The sequence below is a fragment of the Lentzea indica genome, assembly GCF_012184385.1.
GTDB classification, from domain to species: domain Bacteria; phylum Actinomycetota; class Actinomycetes; order Mycobacteriales; family Pseudonocardiaceae; genus Lentzea; species Lentzea indica.
The window spans coordinates 24,904-44,319 of the sequence record NZ_VSRL01000051.1 but is presented as its reverse complement, the minus strand read 5'-3'; the positions used below and the strand labels follow the sequence as shown (position 1 = coordinate 44,319).

General features: G+C 69.0%; 15 protein-coding genes and 1 pseudogene. 8 read left to right on the top strand and 8 right to left on the bottom strand.

Annotated elements, in window-relative coordinates:
• Positions 1-543, top strand: a pseudogene (locus FXN61_RS16775) (hypothetical protein); the annotation flags it as partial.
• Here FXN61_RS16775 and FXN61_RS16770 read toward each other — a convergent pair.
• Together FXN61_RS16770 and FXN61_RS16765 are read right to left on the bottom strand one after the other, a co-directional pair.
• The gene (locus tag FXN61_RS16770) at positions 540-1,127 is read right to left on the bottom strand and encodes a fibronectin type III domain-containing protein (RefSeq protein ID WP_223165470.1); all 588 of its coding nucleotides are present in this window, start codon (positions 1,125-1,127) and stop codon (positions 540-542) included. The pseudogene FXN61_RS16775 and the gene FXN61_RS16770 sit on opposite strands and share 4 nt — an antisense overlap.
• A gap of 13 nt (positions 1,128-1,140) precedes the next feature.
• Positions 1,141-3,360 carry a hypothetical protein gene (locus tag FXN61_RS16765; RefSeq protein WP_167974970.1) on the bottom strand — a complete coding sequence of 740 codons (2,220 nt, stop codon included), beginning with the start codon at positions 3,358-3,360 and terminating at the stop codon, positions 1,141-1,143.
• A 291-nt stretch (positions 3,361-3,651) separates the two neighbouring features.
• On the opposite strand from FXN61_RS16765, the gene FXN61_RS16760 reads away from it, so the two are divergent.
• Positions 3,652-5,529, top strand: a complete 1,878-nt coding sequence (locus FXN61_RS16760) for a S41 family peptidase (RefSeq protein WP_167974968.1) — start codon at positions 3,652-3,654, stop codon at positions 5,527-5,529.
• Positions 5,530-5,580: 51 nt separating this feature from the next.
• Here FXN61_RS16760 and FXN61_RS16755 read toward each other — a convergent pair whose 3' ends face one another.
• The gene (locus FXN61_RS16755) at positions 5,581-6,507 is read right to left on the bottom strand and encodes a LuxR C-terminal-related transcriptional regulator (RefSeq protein WP_167974966.1); all 927 of its coding nucleotides are present in this window, start codon (positions 6,505-6,507) and stop codon (positions 5,581-5,583) included.
• 184 nt (positions 6,508-6,691) lie between these two features.
• On the opposite strand from FXN61_RS16755, the gene FXN61_RS16750 reads away from it, so the two are divergent.
• The gene (locus FXN61_RS16750) at positions 6,692-8,482 is read left to right on the top strand and encodes a S8 family peptidase (protein WP_223165469.1); all 1,791 of its coding nucleotides are present in this window, start codon (positions 6,692-6,694) and stop codon (positions 8,480-8,482) included.
• Between the two features lie 64 nt (positions 8,483-8,546).
• Here the strand turns inward: FXN61_RS16750 and FXN61_RS16745 are convergent, their stop codons facing one another.
• Positions 8,547-9,782: a glycosyltransferase gene (locus tag FXN61_RS16745; RefSeq protein ID WP_167974964.1), complete on the bottom strand. Its 1,236-nt coding sequence runs from the start codon at positions 9,780-9,782 to the stop codon at positions 8,547-8,549.
• A 99-nt stretch (positions 9,783-9,881) separates the two neighbouring features.
• Here FXN61_RS16745 and FXN61_RS16740 point away from each other — a divergent pair, with 99 nt between their 5' ends.
• A complete protein-coding gene (locus FXN61_RS16740) occupies positions 9,882-10,631 on the top strand; it encodes a PIG-L family deacetylase (protein ID WP_167974962.1) in 750 nt (249 codons plus the stop codon).
• Positions 10,632-10,688: 57 nt separating this feature from the next.
• Here the strand turns inward: FXN61_RS16740 and FXN61_RS16735 are convergent, their stop codons facing one another.
• The 4 genes from FXN61_RS16735 to FXN61_RS16720 form a co-directional block, all read right to left on the bottom strand.
• Positions 10,689-11,306: an LPXTG cell wall anchor domain-containing protein gene (locus FXN61_RS16735; RefSeq protein WP_167974960.1), complete on the bottom strand. Its 618-nt coding sequence runs from the start codon at positions 11,304-11,306 to the stop codon at positions 10,689-10,691.
• A gap of 133 nt (positions 11,307-11,439) precedes the next feature.
• A complete protein-coding gene (locus tag FXN61_RS16730) occupies positions 11,440-14,304 on the bottom strand; it encodes a DEAD/DEAH box helicase (RefSeq protein WP_167974958.1) in 2,865 nt (954 codons plus the stop codon).
• A gap of 173 nt (positions 14,305-14,477) precedes the next feature.
• Positions 14,478-15,140 carry a non-homologous end joining protein Ku gene (ku, locus tag FXN61_RS16725; RefSeq protein WP_167974956.1) on the bottom strand — a complete coding sequence of 221 codons (663 nt, stop codon included), beginning with the start codon at positions 15,138-15,140 and terminating at the stop codon, positions 14,478-14,480.
• A gap of 169 nt (positions 15,141-15,309) precedes the next feature.
• Entirely contained in the window at positions 15,310-16,695 is a 1,386-nt protein-coding gene (locus FXN61_RS16720; protein ID WP_167974954.1) for an SDR family oxidoreductase, read from the bottom strand.
• A gap of 36 nt (positions 16,696-16,731) precedes the next feature.
• Between FXN61_RS16720 and FXN61_RS16715 the strand changes: the two genes are divergently transcribed.
• The 4 genes from FXN61_RS16715 to FXN61_RS16700 are packed head-to-tail and all read left to right on the top strand — an operon-like array spanning position 16,732 to position 19,283.
• On the top strand, positions 16,732-17,451 hold the full coding sequence (locus tag FXN61_RS16715) for an HAD family hydrolase (RefSeq protein ID WP_167974952.1): 720 nt from the start codon (positions 16,732-16,734) through the stop codon (positions 17,449-17,451).
• Positions 17,448-17,618 (top strand): Rv3202a family protein, encoded by a 171-nt coding sequence (locus FXN61_RS16710; RefSeq protein WP_167974950.1) that lies wholly within the window; start codon positions 17,448-17,450, stop codon positions 17,616-17,618. Before FXN61_RS16715 ends, FXN61_RS16710 begins: the two co-directional genes overlap by 4 nt.
• Positions 17,619-17,661: 43 nt before the next feature.
• Positions 17,662-18,864, top strand: a complete 1,203-nt coding sequence (locus tag FXN61_RS16705) for a TRP family putative cation channel (RefSeq protein WP_167974948.1) — start codon at positions 17,662-17,664, stop codon at positions 18,862-18,864.
• The gene (locus FXN61_RS16700) at positions 18,861-19,283 is read left to right on the top strand and encodes an SLATT domain-containing protein (protein ID WP_167974946.1); all 423 of its coding nucleotides are present in this window, start codon (positions 18,861-18,863) and stop codon (positions 19,281-19,283) included. Before FXN61_RS16705 ends, FXN61_RS16700 begins: the two co-directional genes overlap by 4 nt.
• Positions 19,284-19,416: the final 133 nt, after the last annotated feature.

Below are 19,416 nucleotides of genomic sequence, written 5' to 3'. Positions count from 1 at the left end.
CTGCGGGTCGTCGTCACCGCGCTGGCACCAACGGGGCTGCTGGCCGAGCACGTGTTCCCGCTGGGAGCGCTGTGCGACGACGCCGCGGTGAAGTTGCTCCTCACGCACGTGCACCGGGTGCGGCCCGGTTTCCGGCCTGAACCGGCGAACCAGGCCGCGCTGACGGGTCTCGTGCGCGAGCTGGACGGGCTGCCGTCGGCGCTGGAGTTCGCCGCCGGGTGGTTCATGGTCTACTCGCCGCAGCACCTGCTGGAACGACTGCGGTCCAACCCGATGGATCCGACCTCGGCGCACCTGCGCGACTCGTTGCGGCGCTCACTGTCCACATTGGATAAGCCTGCACGGGCGTTGCTGGCGCGCATGGCCGACCATGAACACGACGACCCCGCGGACGCCCTGTTCCTGCGGGAACTGTGCGTGCGCGGACTGGTCCGCCGCGCCGGGCCCCGGCACGAGGTGCTCAACCTCGTGCGTGCGGCGGTGCGGGAACCGGTGTCAGGGCCGCACCTCGCCGGAGGTGTGGCCCTGACCTGGCCCTGCTAGAACTGCGCGGTGAGGCAGGCGAGCCTGTCGCCGGCGGTGCCCGCCTTGCCGTGCTCGGTGCTGGTGTGCGCGGCGTGGACGATGACCGCGTTCGCCTCGCCCTTGCGGAACTCCCAGCCCACCGTCGCCGTGCCGGTCGCGGCACCCTGCGCGTCGGTCGTGAAGTCGAGCCAGATCTCGTTCTGGGCGTTGGCGTACTTCGGGTCGACGCTCGGCGTCACCGGGTCCTTCTCGTGCTGGTAGTGCGGGCCCGAGTCGGCGGGCTTGGCGCCGCACGGCTTGGTGTGCACGTGCGAGCCGTACTTCGTGTCCGGCAGCAGGCCGGACACCTTCAGCTCGACGGTCGTCCGTCCATCCGAGACGGACGCGCCGGTGGAGAGCTTGGCGCCCACCGGGATTCGCTTGACGTCGTAGGTGATGCCCTTCGGCTGGTCACCGGAGGCGGCGGGGGCGTCCACCGCGGTCTCGGCCACCGGCTTGATCTCGGGGGCCTTCGGCGCGGAGGGCGGGGCCTCGCCCGAGCAGGCTGCCAGTCCACCGGTGAGCAGTACGGCACCCACGAGGGCCGCCACAGTCGTGCGCATGTTTCTCCTTGAGTCAACTGCGTTCCAGGTTCCCACCCCCTCCACGTTCACCATCGGGTGACCGGTTCAGATCAAATGAGACGAGGTCGGTGAACGCCTGCCGATAGGCGGCGCAGTAGTGGTAGTCGCCGTGAGTCTCCACTTTGTCCGGAGATCCGTCCGTCTCGCTCGCGCGACGATCAACGGAGTTCGGTTCCCAGCCGTGCACGGGGAAGCCCAGGTAGTCGGTGCGGCGCCACAGGTTGATCCAGTTCCGGCCCAGGAGCGTGGTGAGCCCGCGATCCGGTGTTGCGCCAGGGTTTCGGCGCCACGGGTCGCACGAGAACATCGCTCCCGCCCGCACTTCCGGCGTTCCGAGCACGGCCGGGCCCAGCAGTTCGGGGAAGATCCGCCCGAAGTACGGCCGCAGCTGCACGCCGTACGTCAGCAGCTGCATCCGGTGCAGATATCCCTCTGGCAACGCGAACAACGCCGCCACGGCCAGCACGGCGCCCAGGCTGTGCGCGGACAGCACCACGCGGTGGTCGGGCGACTCGTCGAGGAACTCGCGGGACCTGTCGGCGATCTCCGGCACCGCGCGCTCGGCGTAGCAGGGCGGCGCGAAGGGGTGGGCCGTGCGCGGCAGGAAGCACATCAGGTCCCACAGCAGCCCGAGCGGCCTGCGGTTGGTCAGCATCCCGGCGCCGACGAACGACCCGACCACCGCGACCCCGGCGAGCCCGGTGATCCAGTCGCCCTTGCCCAGCACCCACGTGACGCCCTCCCATCGCGACCAGGAAGGCGCGTCGAACGTGAGGTAGCAGGTCAGCACCAGGGCGAGAACACCCAGCACCGACAGCACACCGACGACGTTCTCCGCCCGATGCGTGACAGCGACCACGTGCCGCACCCGCACCACGAGCACCTCGGCCTCGTCGTCGAGCGCGGAAGGCTTGGTCAGCCGCGACAACAACGTGAGGGCCTGCGCGATCACGAGCAACACCAACGGAACCAGCGTGACCGCGAAGGCGGCGCTGAACCACGAGTAGAACCACGGCGCCCGCAGCCCGGTACCGACCCAGCCGCGGAACGTCAGCACCAGCACCGTCGACAACATCACCGACGAAGTCAGGGACAACCCCAGCAGCACACCGGGTCCCGCGCCACGCCACGCCTGCCACTCGTCACCGGCACGCGGCCGGGCCCGCCACGCGAGCACACCGCCGAACACGACAGCGCCGATCCAGGCGAGCGAAACCCAGTACGTGGCAACCATGAACGCGACGAACAGCACGAGCAGAACCAGCGGTCCCTTGGCGTCGTTGCGCCGCCACGACCACGCCGCCATCACCGATCCGAGCAACGCCACGGTGACGACCGGCGGACCCCACGAGGTCAGCCACAGCGGCCCGTCGAACGACGGCGCGATCGCGTACAGCCCGAAACCGTGCGCCACCAGCACGATCACGGCCGAGATCATCAGCAGCCACGACCACAGCCCGCCCTTCTCGGTCGAGGGCACGTCCGGGCAGTCGGTCGCGGTCACCACCACCCTGCCCATCACGACCGCCAGCACCCCGCCGGCGAGCACGGTGAGCACCAGGAAGAACACGTGCTGCAACAACTGGGCGCTCGTCACCAGCGTCACGACGCAGCATCCCGCCGCGATGTGCAGGCGGGTGAGCCGGCGGATCCGCGGGCTGCCCTCCCACATCGACGACCGGCTGAGCATCACGCCGGGCCGCCGCACCGGCTTGCGCCGCATGGTCGTCATCTCGTACCTGCTGCGGGACAACGAGGTCAGCGCCAGCAACCCGAGCAGCAACAGCACCGGTACGGCGGACGCGGCGAGCACACGGACGTGCCGCGGAGGATCACCGAGCAGGTCCAGGAACTCCGGCAGCCGCTTGCACGTGGTGCCGGGCGACGAGCACTGGATCGCGTAGACGTCGATCGCGACCTCGCACACCGCGAGCACCAGCAGCACCGTCAGCCCCAGCCCGAACAGCCGCGTGCTGGCGGCGCCGCGCCCGGCGTTCCACCACACCATCCGCTTCGTCGTCGGAATCGAGTCGTCGGGCAGCTTTCGCGACCAGTAGGCGACGTTCGCCAGGCCGAACGGCAGCAGCAACGCCCAGCCGATGCGCCCCAGCACGTTCGCGAGCACCGACGGCACCCCGCTGCCCGGCACACCGGGACTGCTGCGCGCCATGCCGCCCCACGAGTACGCCTCGCGGCGGACCTCCTCCGGCACCTGGCCCGCGTGATCGGTGGCAGCTCGGCGAGCTTGTCCGGTTTCGGCCGCCAGAAGCTGCCGAACCTGTCGCCCCGGAACTGCTCGACCGCGTGCTCGGGGAGCGCGAGCATCGCGTACGGGGGCGTGTTGTTGACCCCGTGGATGCGCAGTTCCAGGGCCCGTGGGCTCATCGACGGCCTCCTTTACTCCAGTTGTCGTCTCGAAAACTGCTCCAGTTAGCGGCCGAACGGGTGAAAAGGGTGTATCCAGCCGCCCTCGAAAGCCTCTACTTGGCAAGGAGGCCCCACCATGACCACAACCGCTCACCCGAACGTCGCAAACTCCGTCGGACTCGCCGAGTTCCTCGCGACCGCGGGCAGTCTCACCCTGGCTCAGCGCAAGCTCATCGTCGACCAGGCGTTGATCCTGCTGGAACAGAACTACGCGCACCTGCCGCTCAAAGTCGCCATGCACGCGGTGAACCCCGTGCAAAGACTCCGGGTTTTACGAGCCAGACTCGAACGGCAGACCGACGCCACGGCCGAGCCCGAGTGGCAGTTCCACCGCGAGCTGTCGAGCACCTTCCACTCCGTGCGCGACCTGCACACGAACTACCTGCTGCCCGCGCCGTTCGCTGGCAAGATCGCTTTCCTGCCGTTCCAGCTGGAGCGCTGTTTCGCCGCAGACGGCACCGAGCAGTACCTCGTCGCCCGCACGGTCGCGAACTTCAACGGTCTCGCGGTCGGCACCGAGGTGACGCACTGGAACGGCACGCCGATCGCCCGCGCGGTCGCGTTGAACGGCGCGATCTTCGCCGGCAGCAACACCGCCGCGAACCTCGCTCGCGGCCTCGAGTCGCTCACGTTGCGCCCCTTGGTGATCCAGCTCCCGCCCGACGAGGACTGGGTCGTAGTCAGCTACCGCAACGAAAACGGCGTCTCCGAGGAGATCCGCGTCGACTGGCAGGTCACCGACAACCTGCCGCCGATGACCGACGTCGACTCGTTGTCACCGGCCGCGGCCGCGCAGGGCGTGGACCTGGACTCCGACGAGAAGGCCCGCGCCAAGAAGTTGTTGCACGCGCCCAAGGTCGTGCAGGCCGAAGCGGCGGGCGGCGCTGTCGCGATGTCGGCGCAGGACGTGCCCACGACGATGCCCGGCGTGTTCCGCGCGCGTCCGGTCACCACGCCGTCCGGCGAGTTCGGCCACGTGCGGATCTTCACGTTCAGCGTGGACGACCCGGACGCGTTCCTCGCCGAGTTCATCAGGCTCGCGGCTTTGCTGCCGCAGAACGGGCTCATCGTCGACGTCCGCGACAACGGCGGCGGCCACATCTTCGCCTCGGAGTTCCTGCTGCAGACGATGACGCCGCGCCGCATCGACCCGGAACCCGTGCAGTTCCTCAGCACGCCGCTGAACCTGCGGATCTGCCGCCGCCACGCGGACGACCCGACCGGCCAGATCGACCTCGGCCCGTGGTTCCCGTCGCTGGACTCCTCGACCGAGACCGGCCAGGCGTTCTCCTGCGCGCACACGATCACGCCGGTCGACGGCGCGAACGCCGTGGGGCAGACCTATCACGGCCCGGTCGTGCTGATCACCGACGCGCGCTGCTACTCGGCCACGGACATCTTCGCCGCGGGCTGGGCCGACCACGAGCTTGGCCCGATCCTCGGCGTGGACGACAACACCGGTGCCGGCGGCGCGAACGTGTGGACGCACGGGCTGCTGTCGACGCTGCTGAAGATCCCGGCGCCGGGCGACGCGGAGTCGCCGTACAAGACGTTGCCCAACAAGGCGAACATGCGCGTGTCGATCCGCCGCACGTTGCGCGTCGGCAAGCTCGCCGGCACGCCCGTGGAGGACCTCGGCGTGCGTCCGACGCACCAGCACAAGGTGACGCGCGCGGACCTGTTGCAGGGCAACGTGGATCTGCTCGCGCGTGCGGGCTCGCTGCTGGCGGCGCTGCCGGTGCGGCGGCTCGGAGTGGTGGTCGAGGGGACGACCGTCACGCTGGACACCGTGAACCTCGACCGGGTGGACATCTACGTCGACGGCCGCCCGGCCACCTCACTGGACGTGACCGACGGCGCGCACACCGCGACGTTGAGCGCGACCGGGCGCGAGGTGCGCGTCGAGGGGTTCGCGGACGGGCAGCTGGTGGCCGCGCGCAAGGTCGCCAGTTGAAAGGGCGGGCGCTTCCGGTGACTCCATGACCGGAAGCGCCCGCTCCTCTTTCTAGAGCCAGCCGCGCCGCATCGCCTGCACTCCGGCCTGGAACCGGGTCTGCGCGCCGCACCGGTCCATCAGCTGCCGCACGCGCCGCTGCACCGTCCGCGGTGCCAGACCCAGCTGGCGCGCGATCGACTCGTCGGTCAGCCCGGCCGCGAGCAGCCCGAGCAGGTTCGGGTCCACGTCGGCCGCCGCCGCGTAGATCCCGCCGGGACTGAACGGGATTCCCTTGTCCCAGTACAGCTCGAACGTCGACCGCAGCACGTCCAGCAAGGCCGACGGGCGGATCAGCAGGACCTTGTCGACGACGTCGCCGTTCGCAACAGGCAGCACGGCCGCGTGCGTGTCGATCACGGCGAGCTTGAACGGCAGGGTCGGCGTGACGCGGGCCCGTTCTCCGGCCGCGACCAGCTCGATGATCTCGGTGACGCGGCCGGGAAGGTCCACAGCGGACCGGTCGTAGACCACCCGCCACTGCACGTCCCGTTCGCGTGTCTCGTCTTCCAGCGCGACGTGTTCGCCCAGCGGCGTCACGTACGGTGGCTGGTCGAGCACGCAGACCTCGTCGCGGGCGCCGCGCAGCAGGGTGTGCCACAGCTCACGCACCGCGCCCACCCCGGACACCACCTCGACGAACGCGTTGTCTGCCTGCTCCTCGCCGCGGTTGCGCAGGTACAGCTCCATCAACGGGGCGACGTCCGAGCGGGCGCGGCGATGAGCCTCCTCGCGGGCCGCGATCAGGGCCTCCACGGCGAGATCCGGTGCGACCGCCTGCCACACGTCACCTGGCAGGTGCCGGACCATGCCGAGCTCCCGCATCTGCTCCAGCACGGTGGCGGCGACGCCGATCTCGTCGGTGGTGCGGCTGCCTCCCGTCACCAGGAGCTCGTAAACAGCGGTCAGCTCCGGTGAGACGCCCAAGTGTCCGAACACGGCCACATTGTGCGCCATTCAGCGCAGTGGCCCTGTCGTGAACACGTCAGTGTCGTTATTCGGACTCCGCCAGACCTGTTTTCGCAGGTGTGCCCGACTTACGGTCCTCGTCACCTCCGCAGCCGGTTCAGAAACCTGACGCCCTCCCCGGCACGCGAAGGCCCTGCGTGGAAGGACCCGTCTCGTGAACGGATTGCGACGCACGAGCCTGTGCGCCGCGGCTGTCTCCGCCGCCGTGCTGAGCGTTGTCTCACCAGTCAACGCTGCCCCCGCCCAGATCCAGTCCCAACCGGACTCGACCCAGGTGAACCGCCCGTTCGAACGGTTGATCGTCGGCTACAAGCCGGGCACCGCCGAAGCCTCGTCCGACACCGCTGCCTCGGACGACGTGAAGAACAAGGGCAAGTCCGTGCACCGCCGCATGTCGAGCGGTGCCGTTGTCGTCGACCTCGGCTCGAAGACCTCGAACGCCGACTCGACCATCCAGGCCTTCAAGGCCGACCCCGATGTCGCGTACGTCGAGCCGGACCTGCTGATGCAGCCGTTCGCCGACCCGAACGACACCGACTACTCCCGGCAGTGGGACCTGTTCGAAGCCACCGCGGGCATGAACGTGCCCGGCGCGTGGTCCAGCACCACCGGCGCCGGCGTGACCGTTGCCGTGATCGACACCGGCTACGTCGCGCACAGCGACCTCTCGGCCCGAGTCGTCGCGGGGTACGACTTCGTGTCGGACGCCACGCGCGCTCGTGACGGCAACGGCCGTGACTTCAACTCGGCCGACGAGGGCGACTGGGTCGCCCGCGGCGAGTGCGGCACCGACGCCTCCGGCAACCCGGTGCCCGCCGCCGACCAGGGCTCGTCCTGGCACGGCACGCACGTGGCCGGCACCATCGCCGCGTCCACGAACAACGCCAAGGGCATCGCGGGCATCGCCTACGACGCCAAGATCCAGCCGTTGCGCGTGCTCGCCAAGTGCGGTGGCGCCACCTCGGACATCGCCGACGCGATCACCTGGGCGTCCGGCGGCACGGTGAGCGGCGTCCCCGCGAACCAGACGCCCGCCAAGGTCATCAACATGTCGCTGGGCGGTCAGTCGTCCTGCTCGACGACCTACCAGAACGCGATCAACGGCGCGATCAACCGCGGCACCACCGTCGTCGTCGCGGCCGGCAACTCGAACATGAACGTCGCGAACTTCACCCCGGCGAACTGCAGCGGTGTGATCACCGTGGCCGCGTCGTCCCGTGAGGGCAACAAGGCGTTCTACTCGAACTTCGGCACCCGCATCGACATCGCGGCGCCCGGCGGTGAGACCCGCCGCGGCACCGACACCCCCGGCACCATCACCACGCCGGAGAACGGCATCTGGTCGACGCTGAACGCCGGCACCACCACCCCCGGTGCCGAGAACTACAAGCCCTACCAGGGCACGTCGATGGCCGCCCCGCACGTCGCGGGCCTCGCGGCACTGCTGGTGGCGAAGAAGTCGTCGCTCACGCCGGCTCAGGTCAAGGACCTGATCAAGACGAACTCCCGTCCGCTCCCCGGCACCTGCTCCGGTGGTTGTGGCGCGGGCCTGGCCGACGCGACCAAGACCGTGAACGCCGTCGACACGACTCCGCCGCCCTCCGGTGGCCTGGAGAACACGACCGACGTCGCCATCGCGGACATGGGCACCGTCACGTCGTCGATCAGCTCCTCGGTGACGGGCAACGCCTCCTCGACCACCAAGGTCGGCGTGGACATCGTCCACACCTACCGCGGTGACCTGGTGATCGACCTGATCGCGCCGGACGGCACCGCCTACCGGCTGAAGAACTCGTCCTCTTCGGACAGCGCCGACAACGTGGTGGCGACCTACACGGTCAACGCCTCGTCCGAGGTCGCGGCGGGCACGTGGAAGCTGCGGGTCCAGGACGTGTACTCGGGTGACACCGGGTACATCAACGCCTGGAACCTGACCCTGCGATAGCTCCACCTGTTCGCCGAGGGGCGGCGCCTTCCAGCCTGGACGTTCTGGGGGAGGCGCCGCCCTTTCACATGCTCACGAGCCTGCGGTTGCGTTGCACGATCCGCTCCAAATACCCGGCGACAGCGCGGATCGACGGCAGGCTCAGCATGTGCCGCTGAGCTCCGCGCACACCTTGCCGGACGGCCTCGTCCGCGAGCGCGTACCGGCAGGCCTCGGTAACCGCATCCGCGCAATGGTCATGAACCCGTACGCCGAGCTTGAGCTCACCGACCCGATGAGCGTTGTGCATCTGGTCGTGCATCACCGGCAACACCGCCACCGGCACCCCTGCCCGCATGGCCTCGCGAATCGAGTTGTACCCACCGTGCGAAACCAGCAAATCCGCGCCCTGCAGCAACAACGCCTGCGGCAACGACTCGACCAGGTGCACGTGCGGCGCCTCGGCCGCCTCCACCGGCAACCCGCCCGTCAGCACCACCGCTTCACAGTCCACATCGGACAGGCCGGCCACCAGCGTCTCCAGGTGCGCCAAGGGCGAACGCCGCAGAGCCTGGTCCGGAATCGCGTCGAAGTCGAACAGCCGCAACGCCGACTCGGTGGCGAACACGCCGCCGGACGTGCTCGTGGACGCCACCACCAGCGGCCGCGACGGATCCAGGTCGGCCAGCCACTGCGGCAACCGTTCCCCGGCGCTGTGGTGCGAGGGCTGCTGATAGGCGAACGCGGCGGGCATCGGCTGGCGGGCAAGGGAGTAGGCAGGGGGAACCGCGTCCAACCGGCCGAACCGGTGCACCGAGTCGAGCGATTCGTGCAGCGGCAGGCGCAGTTCCGCGCGGCGTTCGTTCACAGCGTTCAGCAACGTCGAGCGGTCCATGTACTGGCCGGCACCGGACGGCGCGGCCACGTGCGGCACGCCCAGACGCTCAGCCACGAGCAGCCCGGCGAACTCGATGCCCGCGCGCAGAACGAGATGCGGTCGGAAGTCGGCGGCGACCGGTAGCAGGGCCCGCGCGGCACCGGTGATGTGCGGGCCCGCCGCGAACTCGACGATCATCTCGTCGGCGAACGGGTCGTAGTCAGGCGGGAGCGCCAGAACCTCGCCCTGCAACAGGTCCGCGAGCTGGTCGCACACCTCGGGCAACGCACCGGCGGTCCGCACCGGTTCGTCGGCGAAGCCCCGCAGGACCGAGGACGGGCCCGCGACCAGCACCTCGTGGCCCAGTTCGGTGAGCATGGTGATGAGGGGGAGGGTGGCCCGTGCGTGGGCAGCCGAGAACGCGACCGTGCACAGCACGCGCACGTCAGACCTCCCCTGCGGCCTAGGGTTTGTTCCCCACCGTAGGGAGCCGCGAGAGCGTGCGGGAATGGAAGAGTTCCACTGCCGGGTAACGTCGAGGGCATGGCGACACTGGTGACGTTCCACGCTCATCCCGACGACGAGTGCATCGTCACGGGCGGCGTGATGCGGAAGGCGTTCGAGGAGGGGCATCGGGTCGTGCTCGTCGTCGCGACCCGCGGGGAGGTCGGTGAGATCCCGGACTTCCTGGAGGACGGGGAGGAACTCTCGCAACGGCGGGTGACCGAGACGCACGCGGCCGCCGAGCTGCTGGGCGTGGCGCGCGTGGAGTTCCTGGACTACCTGGACTCCGGGATGATGGGGGACGAGCTCAACGACCGGCAGGGGTCGTTCTGGACGGCTGACGTCGACGAGGCGGCGCGCAAGCTCGCCGCGATCCTCAAGGAAGAGGACGCGCAGACGCTCACGATCTACGACAGCAACGGGGGATACGGCCACCCGGACCACATCCAGGTGCACCGGGTGGGCATGCGGGCCGCGGAGATCGCCGGCACGCCTGCCGTCTACCAGGCGACGATGAGCCGCGAGAACATGATGGAGGCGTTCCGGCGCTTCGGTGAGGTGGACCTCGAAGCCCCCGAGGAGGCGGGCACACCGGAGGCGGAGATCACCGCACGGGTCGACGTGACGAAGTACCTGGACGTCAAGCGAGCCGCGATGCGCGCGCACGCCTCGCAGATCCCGGAGCAGTCGTTCTTCCTGTCGATGGACGACGAGACGTTCGGCCTCGCGTTCGGCACCGAGTGGTTCATCCGCGAAGGCCACGGGTCCGAGACCACTTTGGAGCTGTAGACAGCGAAACGGGGACGGCTCCGCGCTGGGCCGTCCCCGGCTGTCACTCGGCTACTTTCAGGCGCGGCGGCGGCGCAGGAACAGCAGAGTGCCGGCACCGGCGCCGACGAGACCCAGACCCGAGAGCAGCAGCCACATCGGGGACGCACCGGTCGCCGCGAGCGGCGGTTCCGGCGTGCTGCCACCGGGAGCCGGAGCGGTCGGGGTCGACGACGACGGCGGCGTGACGGAGGACGAGGGCACCTCCGGCGTGGTCGGCTCGCTGGGCTTCGTCGTCTTGGTCGGCTTGGTGGGCTTGGTCGGCGGCGTCTTCACGCACGCTTTGACCTCAACCTTTTCGTAGTGGTCGTAGCTCTTGCCCGGCCTGTTGTCGGAGGCCTTGACGTCAACGACGAACGTGTGGTCGACCGTTGCGTCCAGGTCCTCCCACTTCTCGTCGTAGCTCTCGCTGAACTTCCGGTCTCGGAGAACCTTGTCGCCGTCCGTGATCTTCACGGTGTTCTTGTTGCCGCCCGCGTAGTACGTCAGCGACACACTCAGCACGGTCTTCTTGGCCGTCTCGTCGCAAAATGCCTTCACGACGGGGACGTGTGCGCTGGCGGGGGTCGCCAGTGCCAGCGTGGCCAGTGCAGCGGTGACAGTCACCGCGAACGCGCCGAGAACTCTACTTGCCAACGGATTTCTCCTGCTCTGGTTGGTGCGTGGCGGATCGAGCACATGTGATTTGTTGATCACCCGACCGGGTGAACCGCGCCACGCTAGCAACACTGAGCGGTCGGAAGGTCACTGTCCGACAACACTTGCGTCGTCAAACAGGGAATTCCCTCACCTGTGCGAGGAGACCGAGCATCCCGGCCACCAGGCGCATCTGGTCCACGCCTCGGACGTCGGCGTCCAGCAGCCGTGGCGAGCAGATCATCACGGCGAGTGCCTGGGCACGCGAGAGTGCCACGTTCAATCTGTTACGTGACAAAAGAAAGTCCAGGCCGCGCGGCAGGTCCACGGTGGACGAGGACGTCATGGACATGATGACGGCGGGTGCTTCCTGGCCCTGGAAGCGGTCCACCGTGCCCACGCGGGTGTCGTCGAACCCCGCGTCGGCGAGCCTGCGCCGGATCACTCGGACCTGCAGGTTGTACGGCGCCACCACCAGGATGTCCGCATCGGTCAGTTCGCGCGTTTTGCCGTTGTCCGTCCACGTACGACCGACGATCTGCTTGACGGTGTCCACCACCGCGTCCGCTTCTTCGGCCGACGACGTGATGTTGTGCCGGTGATCGACCTCGCGCAGGTAGATGCCGGGCTCGATGCCGTCGATCCACCGGTGTGCGGCGGTTTCGTGCGAATGGAGCAGTCCGGCATAGGAAAGCTCCGACACCGGCTTGCACACCGCCGGATGCATCCGCCGCGTCTCGGCCAGGAAGTAGCCGAGGTGCTCAGGGATCACGTCCGCGTCGCCGAGCAGATGCCCGAGCGCGGAGGCGTCGCTGCCGGGCGGGTGCACGCCCTGCACCACCTGCGGCAGCTGCTGCGGATCTCCCAGCAGCACGAGGTTTCTGGCCGCCGTGGACACCGCGACCGCGTCCGCCAGCGCGAACTGGCCGGCCTCGTCGATGATCATCACGTCGAACGGCTGCGCCTTGATCACGGCGTTGGCGAACGTCCACGCCGTGCCGCCGACCAGATGTCCCTGCGGGTGTTCCTCACGCCAGCGTGCCAGCGCGCCGTTGTCCTTCGGCTGGTCCCACGGCAGGCCTTCCTCCGGCTTTCCCTTGGGACGCTTGGCCATGGGGATGCTCGGGTCGGCGCTGGAGAGCACGTTCTCCACGGCCTTGTGCGACGTGGAGGTCACCGCGACCGTCTTGCCCTGGTCGATCAGGTGCTTCACGAGCTGGGTTGCCAGGTACGTCTTGCCGGCACCGGGCGGTCCCTGTACGGCCAGCGTGCCGCCGTCCAGCTGGTCGACGGCCTTGATCACGGCCTGCACCACGTCGTCGTGCTGCGGCAACTGCCCCGGCGGGGTGCGCAGCAGCAGGTCGATGCCGGGATTGCGGGGGAGCAGCGGCAGCAGGTGGATCGCCTGCTCCGCCAGTTCCGCGACTGCCTCGTCCTTGGGCGCCGCCGGCACCGGACTGCCTGGCAGCACGGCGATCGGCAGTTCGGTGTGCTCCTGCGAGTTGCTTTCCGTGAGCACCAGCTCGTACGGGTTGTCGTCCGCCACGACGGCATTGCGCGTGACGTTGCCGGGATAGAGCAGCCGGACCTGCTCGTCCTTGCCGAACGGGTGCGGCCGCTCCGGGTCGATCCGTGCTTTCACCTGGCGTTTGTGCGTGCGGACCCGCCCGCTCGGCGGCACCCAGTCCTCGGCTTTGAGAGTGATCGGCACCGCGCAGTTGGAGTCCGTCTCCAGGTCGGAGATCGGCGCGCTCGCCTGCCGGAAGAAGTCACCCCACGCGGGACTGGCCTCGCGCCGGTGATACCCGACTGTCGCCGCGAACAACGCGTGCCCCTCGGCGATCAACGGCTCGGTGAGCGCGGCCATCCGGCGCGCCCGTTCGGCCGCCTTCTCCTTGGCCGCCTCGTCCTGCTCCTGCGGCGGCGCGGTCTCGATCTCGTGCTCGCGCTTGATCCGCTCCAGCAGATCGCGGACGCCGCGGGTCGGGATGTCGTCGTCCAGCAACGGTTTCAGCGCCTGCAGGGTGTATTCCCGCGTGGACACCCGTAGCACTCGGCGGGTCAGCACGCCCAGGTCGACGCACCGCCGCACGAGCTCGTCCACTTCGGACTCTTTGGTCGCCGTGCGCGCGGCCCGTCCGGCGAGGTCGTGCGGCGTGAAGTGGTAGACCGTGCCGATGGGCGTGCGGTCGACGAACTCCGCGAACGTGCCCTCCCAGCCGGGCGTGCGGAACGTGTCGCCGTCGACCTCGAGGAACACGTCGTCCTCTGCCGGGTCCGGGAGGTTCTGCAGGGCTTCCGGCGCGACGACCTCGTAGGTGGTGACGCCGGTGCGTTCCTGTTGCACCTGCAGCCGGGCCTGCGCGGTCAGCGCGGTGAAGCTCGCGGGGGAGAGCGTGGCCGGCCGTTCCTCGGTGGCTGCGAGTGCGTCGATGGTGTCAATGCCGGCTGAAACCAGCTTCCTCCGCTGGTCGGCCCTGAGCCCGGCCACGAGCGAGAGGTCACGTGCCTCTTCGCGCCCGGTCACGCAGTGACGGGAGAAGCGGCAGCCGTTGCACGCGGCCCTGACCTCACCCCAGGACCGCTTCGGCGCTGGTGAGGGCTTCGCGAGCCGGGTCTTGAGGCGGCTGATCAGGGGAGCGAAGTCGGCGATCCTGAACGTCGTGCGCCGGCCGTCGATGATCAGATGGGCTCGTTCAGCGCTGATGGCCTGCGCGACCGCAGTCAGGCTCAGGACGGCCAGGGGAGTGGCCTCCTGAGCTTCGTCGCACGGCTCGTAGCCGTCAGGTGTGCGGACCAGCGTCTGTGCCGAGCAGTGGAAGACACCGTCGAAGAAGACGGCGTTCTCGACGAGGTCCTTGCCGGAGCGCATCTCGGCGGCCGTGCGTTCAGCCTCGGCGTGCAGTTCATCCGGGTCGCCTTGCCGATCCTTGCGGCCCAGGTAGCTGCGGTGCTCGCATTCGAGCAGGTCGACGAGGTCGAACGGGCTGGCGAGCATGGCCTCCGATGCTAGTACCGCGGCTCAAAACCATGGCGGTGAACCCACGCTCAGCAGGGCGCCTCGCGGCACCGCCCCCGCGCCCCCGTACAACCAGTACGAGGACGCGGGGGCGGCACCACGATGCACCCGTCTGACCGCGAGTTCGCACGGCATGGTTTTGAGCCGCGGCACTAGACGTTCGCCTCCACCAGATGCAGCAAGGCTTCGTGGTGCGTGTTCGGGTAGTCGTGCGGCTTGAACGGGCGGGTCTGCGCCCGCACCAACGCCGCCGCAGCGGCCAGTTCACCGGTGCGCACCTCGGTGTCGCGGTGCAGGAACGGGAAGTGAGGGTCACGGACCTCGTCCGGCCACAGCAACGTGTGCAGCACCAGAACCCCCTGCTGCGGCCGTATGGCGGCCAGCGTCTCCTTGCCCCGCAACGCGAACTTCACGATCGCCGCGGTCTTGGTTCGCTCCAAGGTCTCCCGCAGCAACACGTAAGAGCGAACCGAGAGGTCGTCCGGTTCGACGTAGTAGCTGCGGTGCAACGCGATCGGGTCCAGGTCGGTCTGCGGCGCGAACTGCTGGACGTCGATGACGCCGTCCTCCGGCGCCGGCAGCTCGTGCGGGTCGATCTGCACGATGCGGCCGTCGTCGAGCTCGTAGCCGCGGCCGATGTCCTCCGGGGTCAGCCGGAGCGAGCACTCGCCACACACCTGTTGGTGCCGCACGCGGCCGCTGTCCTCCCGGTGCACCAGGTGCACCCTGCTGCGATGTTCGGTGGCGGCTGACACCAGCCGCACCGTCATCGTCGTCATCCCGAACCGAAGTGCTCCCCGCCACACAGTTCTCATGACAAATGGGTACTCGAACAAGTGGTCGAGTAGACCTGCCGACTGACGAAAGGGCTCGTTCGGGTGCGTCCGACGGGTACCTCGGACGCGTGCTTCACTGTGACATTCCTAGAAGCGTGAGTTGGTGACGTTGTCGACACGCGAGAAAAGCACTCGCGTGTCGACAACGTCACCAAGCGGCGGGCGCGTAGTCCTTCAGGAAGCAGCCGTACAGGTCCTCGCCGGCCTCGCCGCGCACGATCGGGTCGTACACCCGCGCCGCGCCGTCCACCAGGTCCAGCGGGGCGTGGAAGCCCTCGTCGGCGAGCCGCATCTTCATCGGGTGCGGGCGCTCGTCGGTGATCCAGCCCGTGTCGACGGCGGTCATCAGGATGCCGTCCGCCTGCAGCATCTCCTCGGCGCTCGTGCGCGTCAACATGTTCAGCGCGGCCTTGGCCATGTTCGTGTGCGGGTGCCCGGAACCCTTGTAGGCGCGGGAGAACTGGCCTTCCATCGCGGACACGTTCACCACGTACTTGCGGCGGTGGGCGGACTTCGCCATCGCCGAGCGCAACCGGGAGATCAGCAGGAACGGCGCCGTCGAGTTGCACAGCTGCACCTCGATCAGCTCCACCGGGTCGACCTCGTCGACGTTCTGGATCCACGAGTTGACCGGGGCGGTGTCCGGCACCAGGCCGCCCGCGTCGATGTCCTTGGATCCCGCCATCAGCGCCAGCGTCGTCACCGAGTGCGCCTCGGGGACCGCGGTGCCGGGCAGGGCCAGCTGACCGTGCCCGCCGAACGAGATCAGCTCGGGACGGCGGGCGTCACCGGTCAGCGCCTCGTGCTCGGCGGACGCCAGCGGGGCGTAGGCGCCGGACGAGCGGCGGACGGTCTGCGCGGCGTTGTTGATGAGGACGTCCAACGGGCCGTGCGCGGCGACCTCGTCGGCCAGCGCCAGTACCTGGGCCGGGTCGCGCAGGTCGATGCCCACGATCTTGAGGCGGTCGATCCAGTCCGCGGCGTCGGGCATCTGGGCGAACCGCCTGGCCGCGTCCTTCGGGAACCGGGTGGTGATGGTGGTGTGCGCGCCGTCGCGCAGCAGCCGCAGGGCGATGTACATGCCGATCTTGGCGCGCCCGCCGGTCAGCAGGGCGTTGCGGCCGGTCAGGTCCGTGCGCGCGTCGCGCTTGCTGTGGTTGAAGGCGGCGCAGGCCGGGCAGAGGTTGTGGTAGAAGGCGTCCACCTCGACGAACCGCTTGCGGCACGTGTAGCAGGACCGCGCGCGCAGCAGCGTGCCCGCCGTGGCGCCCGCGGCGTTCGACACCAGGGGCAGGCCCTGCGTCTCGTCGTCGATGCGGTCCGGCGACCCGGTGGCGGTCAGCGCCGTCACCGCACGGTCGTTGGCCGTGATGGCGGCACGGCGCTCCGTCTTCCGGAACTTCTTCGCGGCCTTGAAGATCTTCGCGGTGGCCCGGCGGACGCGCACCGCGTCGTCGTGCTCCGCGGGCAGGTCCTCGACCTGGGCAAGCACGCGCAGGCAGACTTCCAGCTCTGCGGGGTCGATCGAGGTCATGAGCAGGCATTTTACGGGTTGAGGGGTGGTGGTCCGGTGACCGGGCCCGAACTGCTGGTGCTGTGGGACATCGACAACACGCTGATCTCGGCGCGCGGCTTCGGCAAGCTGATGTACCGCCAGGCCTTCCTGGACGCGTTCGGCAGGGAGCTCGACGGCCCCGTCGACCTCGGCGGACGCACCGAGCTGGACATCATCGCGGAGATCTTGCGTCAGCACGGCATCGAGCACACGGACGAGGCCTCGCAGCTGCTGGCCAACGCACTCGCGAACTCGTTCGAGAACCGGCGCGCGGACCTGCCGGGCCACGCCGAGGTGCTGCCGGGCGCGCTGCGGGCGCTGGAGGCGTTCGCGGACGACCCGCGCGTGCACCAGGGCGTGCTGACCGCCAACCTGCAGAGCGTCGCGAGGATCAAGCTGGAGGAGTTCGGGCTCGCGCACCTCGTCGACTGGGACGTGAGCGCGTTCGGCGACGACCACGCGGACCGCGCCGAGCTGGTGAGGTTCGCGCGGGAACGCGCGCGGCACATCCGGGTGTTCACACATGACGAGGTCGTGCTCATCGGTGACACCCCGCACGACGTCCACGCGGCGGTGACGGCGGGTGTGCGGCTTGTGGCCGTCGCCACAGGGCGCAGCAGCAAGGAGGACCTCCGCGCGGCCGGGGCGGAGATCGTCCTCGACGACCTGAGCGACCTCGGCGAGCTGACCAGGCAGGTGTGGAAGACCGCCGCGCAGGGAAACCGCACGGCATGAACCCCGAAGCACCCGACGCGGACGTCCAGGAGCAGCAGCGGGAAGTCGTCCCGCTCGAGCCATCTGAGACGCAGCAGACACCGCACGAGACTCCGCTGGAAGCTAACGAGGCGGACGCCTTCGAGCAGCGCCAGGAAGTCCCTGTGGACGATGAGGACAGGGCCTGAACGGCTCTGGTCTGCGATCGATCACGGCGTTATGGTGCGCGGCATGCCCACAGCAGGCGGCCCGACAGTCAAACGGCTGTCCCAGCCGGACGCCGACATCAAACCCAAGGCCCTCGGCTTGCCCCGAGGGCGGACGGTGATCTCGGTCTTCGGCTCCACAGAAGACATCGAGACGGATCTCGCCGCGAAGTTGTTGCCGGTGCTCAGATCCGTCGTGGTGACCGCGGCGCGCAACGGCGCGGTGTTCGTCACCGAAGGCACCGACAGAGGCGTTGTCCACTTGCTGGGCATGGCTTTGCAGGCGTGCGAGCAACGCTGGCCCGTCGTCGTCGGTGTCGCGCCGAGCAGCAAGGTGCACGACCTCACCGAAACCTCCACCAACGGTCAGATCGCGCTGGAGCCCAACCACAGCGTCGCCGTCATCGTGCCGGGTTCGGAGTGGACGGACGCGACGCCGGTGCTGTTCCGCACGATCGACGCCGTCCGGCACAAGAAGCCCGTGGTCGCTCTCGTCGTCGGAGGCGAGAACGAGAAAGAGGTGATCGACCACCTCAGCGGTGACAACCCGCTGCTCGTGCTCGCCGGAACCGGTGGCCTCGCGGACCGCATCGCGACGGGCGCCCTCACCGGCGACCTCGCGGTGCTCGTGCGCAGCGGCAAGATCTTCATCGTCCACGTCGACGAAGGTGCCGGCAAGGCCGTCACCGCCCTGGAACGGTTGCTGGGCAAGGAAAAGCCCGTCAAACCGCCGAAGATCTGGCCCAAGGTCCGTTATCGGGCACCGGAACCGCGCCCGCTCGTCGACCCCGGTTTCGTCGTCGCGTACCCGGCGCTCGCCGACGCCATCCACGACGCCAACCAGGTCGTCGCGCCGGCGTTCCACGAGCTCGACGCGCAGGCCGACGTCGAGCAGAACCGCTATCGGCTCACGGCGGTGCTGGCGATCGCGGGCGGGCTCACGACGACGGTGTTCGGCGCGCTGCAGACGTGGCTCAAGGACACGCCGTGGCCCGGTGTGCTCGTCGTGGCGGGCGGTGCGTTCGCGGCCGCCATCACGATCGTGGCGCGCAAGCGGGAGTCGCTCGACAAGTACCTCACCGCGCGGTCCCGCGCGGAACGCCTGCGGGCGCTGTACTTCGCCCACCTCGCCGCTCCTGCACCGGCTACGGAAGAGGAGCGGCAGGACAAGGTGGCCGATCTGGAAGCCGCGGTCAGCGACCGCAAGCACGAGGTGGTCAGGACATGACAGCGCCGACCGATCAGCGCCAAGCTCAGTTCGTCGAAGCCTATCTTCGGCACCGCTTCCAGGACCGGCTCGACCACTTCGAACGCGGCCGCAAGCGGTACTCCAGTGCTCGCACGTGGACGGTCGCGATCGCGGCCGCCCTCTTCATCGCCGCAGCGGCCGCCGCGGCCGTGGGGATGGCGGACGGGCCGCGCAGGGCCATGTGGGGTTTCGCGGCAACGACTTTGGCCGCTCTGGGTACCGCGGTGTCGCTCTACGAGGCCACGTTCGGGTTCCGTCGCCTGGCGCGGGAGAGCGCCACCACTTCCGTTGCGCTGCAACGGCTCGCGGTGGACGGTCCCACGCCGGACGATGTGGACGACGAACGGCTTGTCGCATTTGTGACCGAAGTGGAGTCGGTGCTGAGGTACGGCCGATAAAGCAGGGAAAAGCGCATTCCGGGTTTATACTCTGCGTGGGTGGTCGATTACGGAAAGCATCAGCACTGGTGTTTCCCGGGTCCCGTTGTCATGATGACCACATCCCCCGATGCGGAAGCAGGCACGACATGAC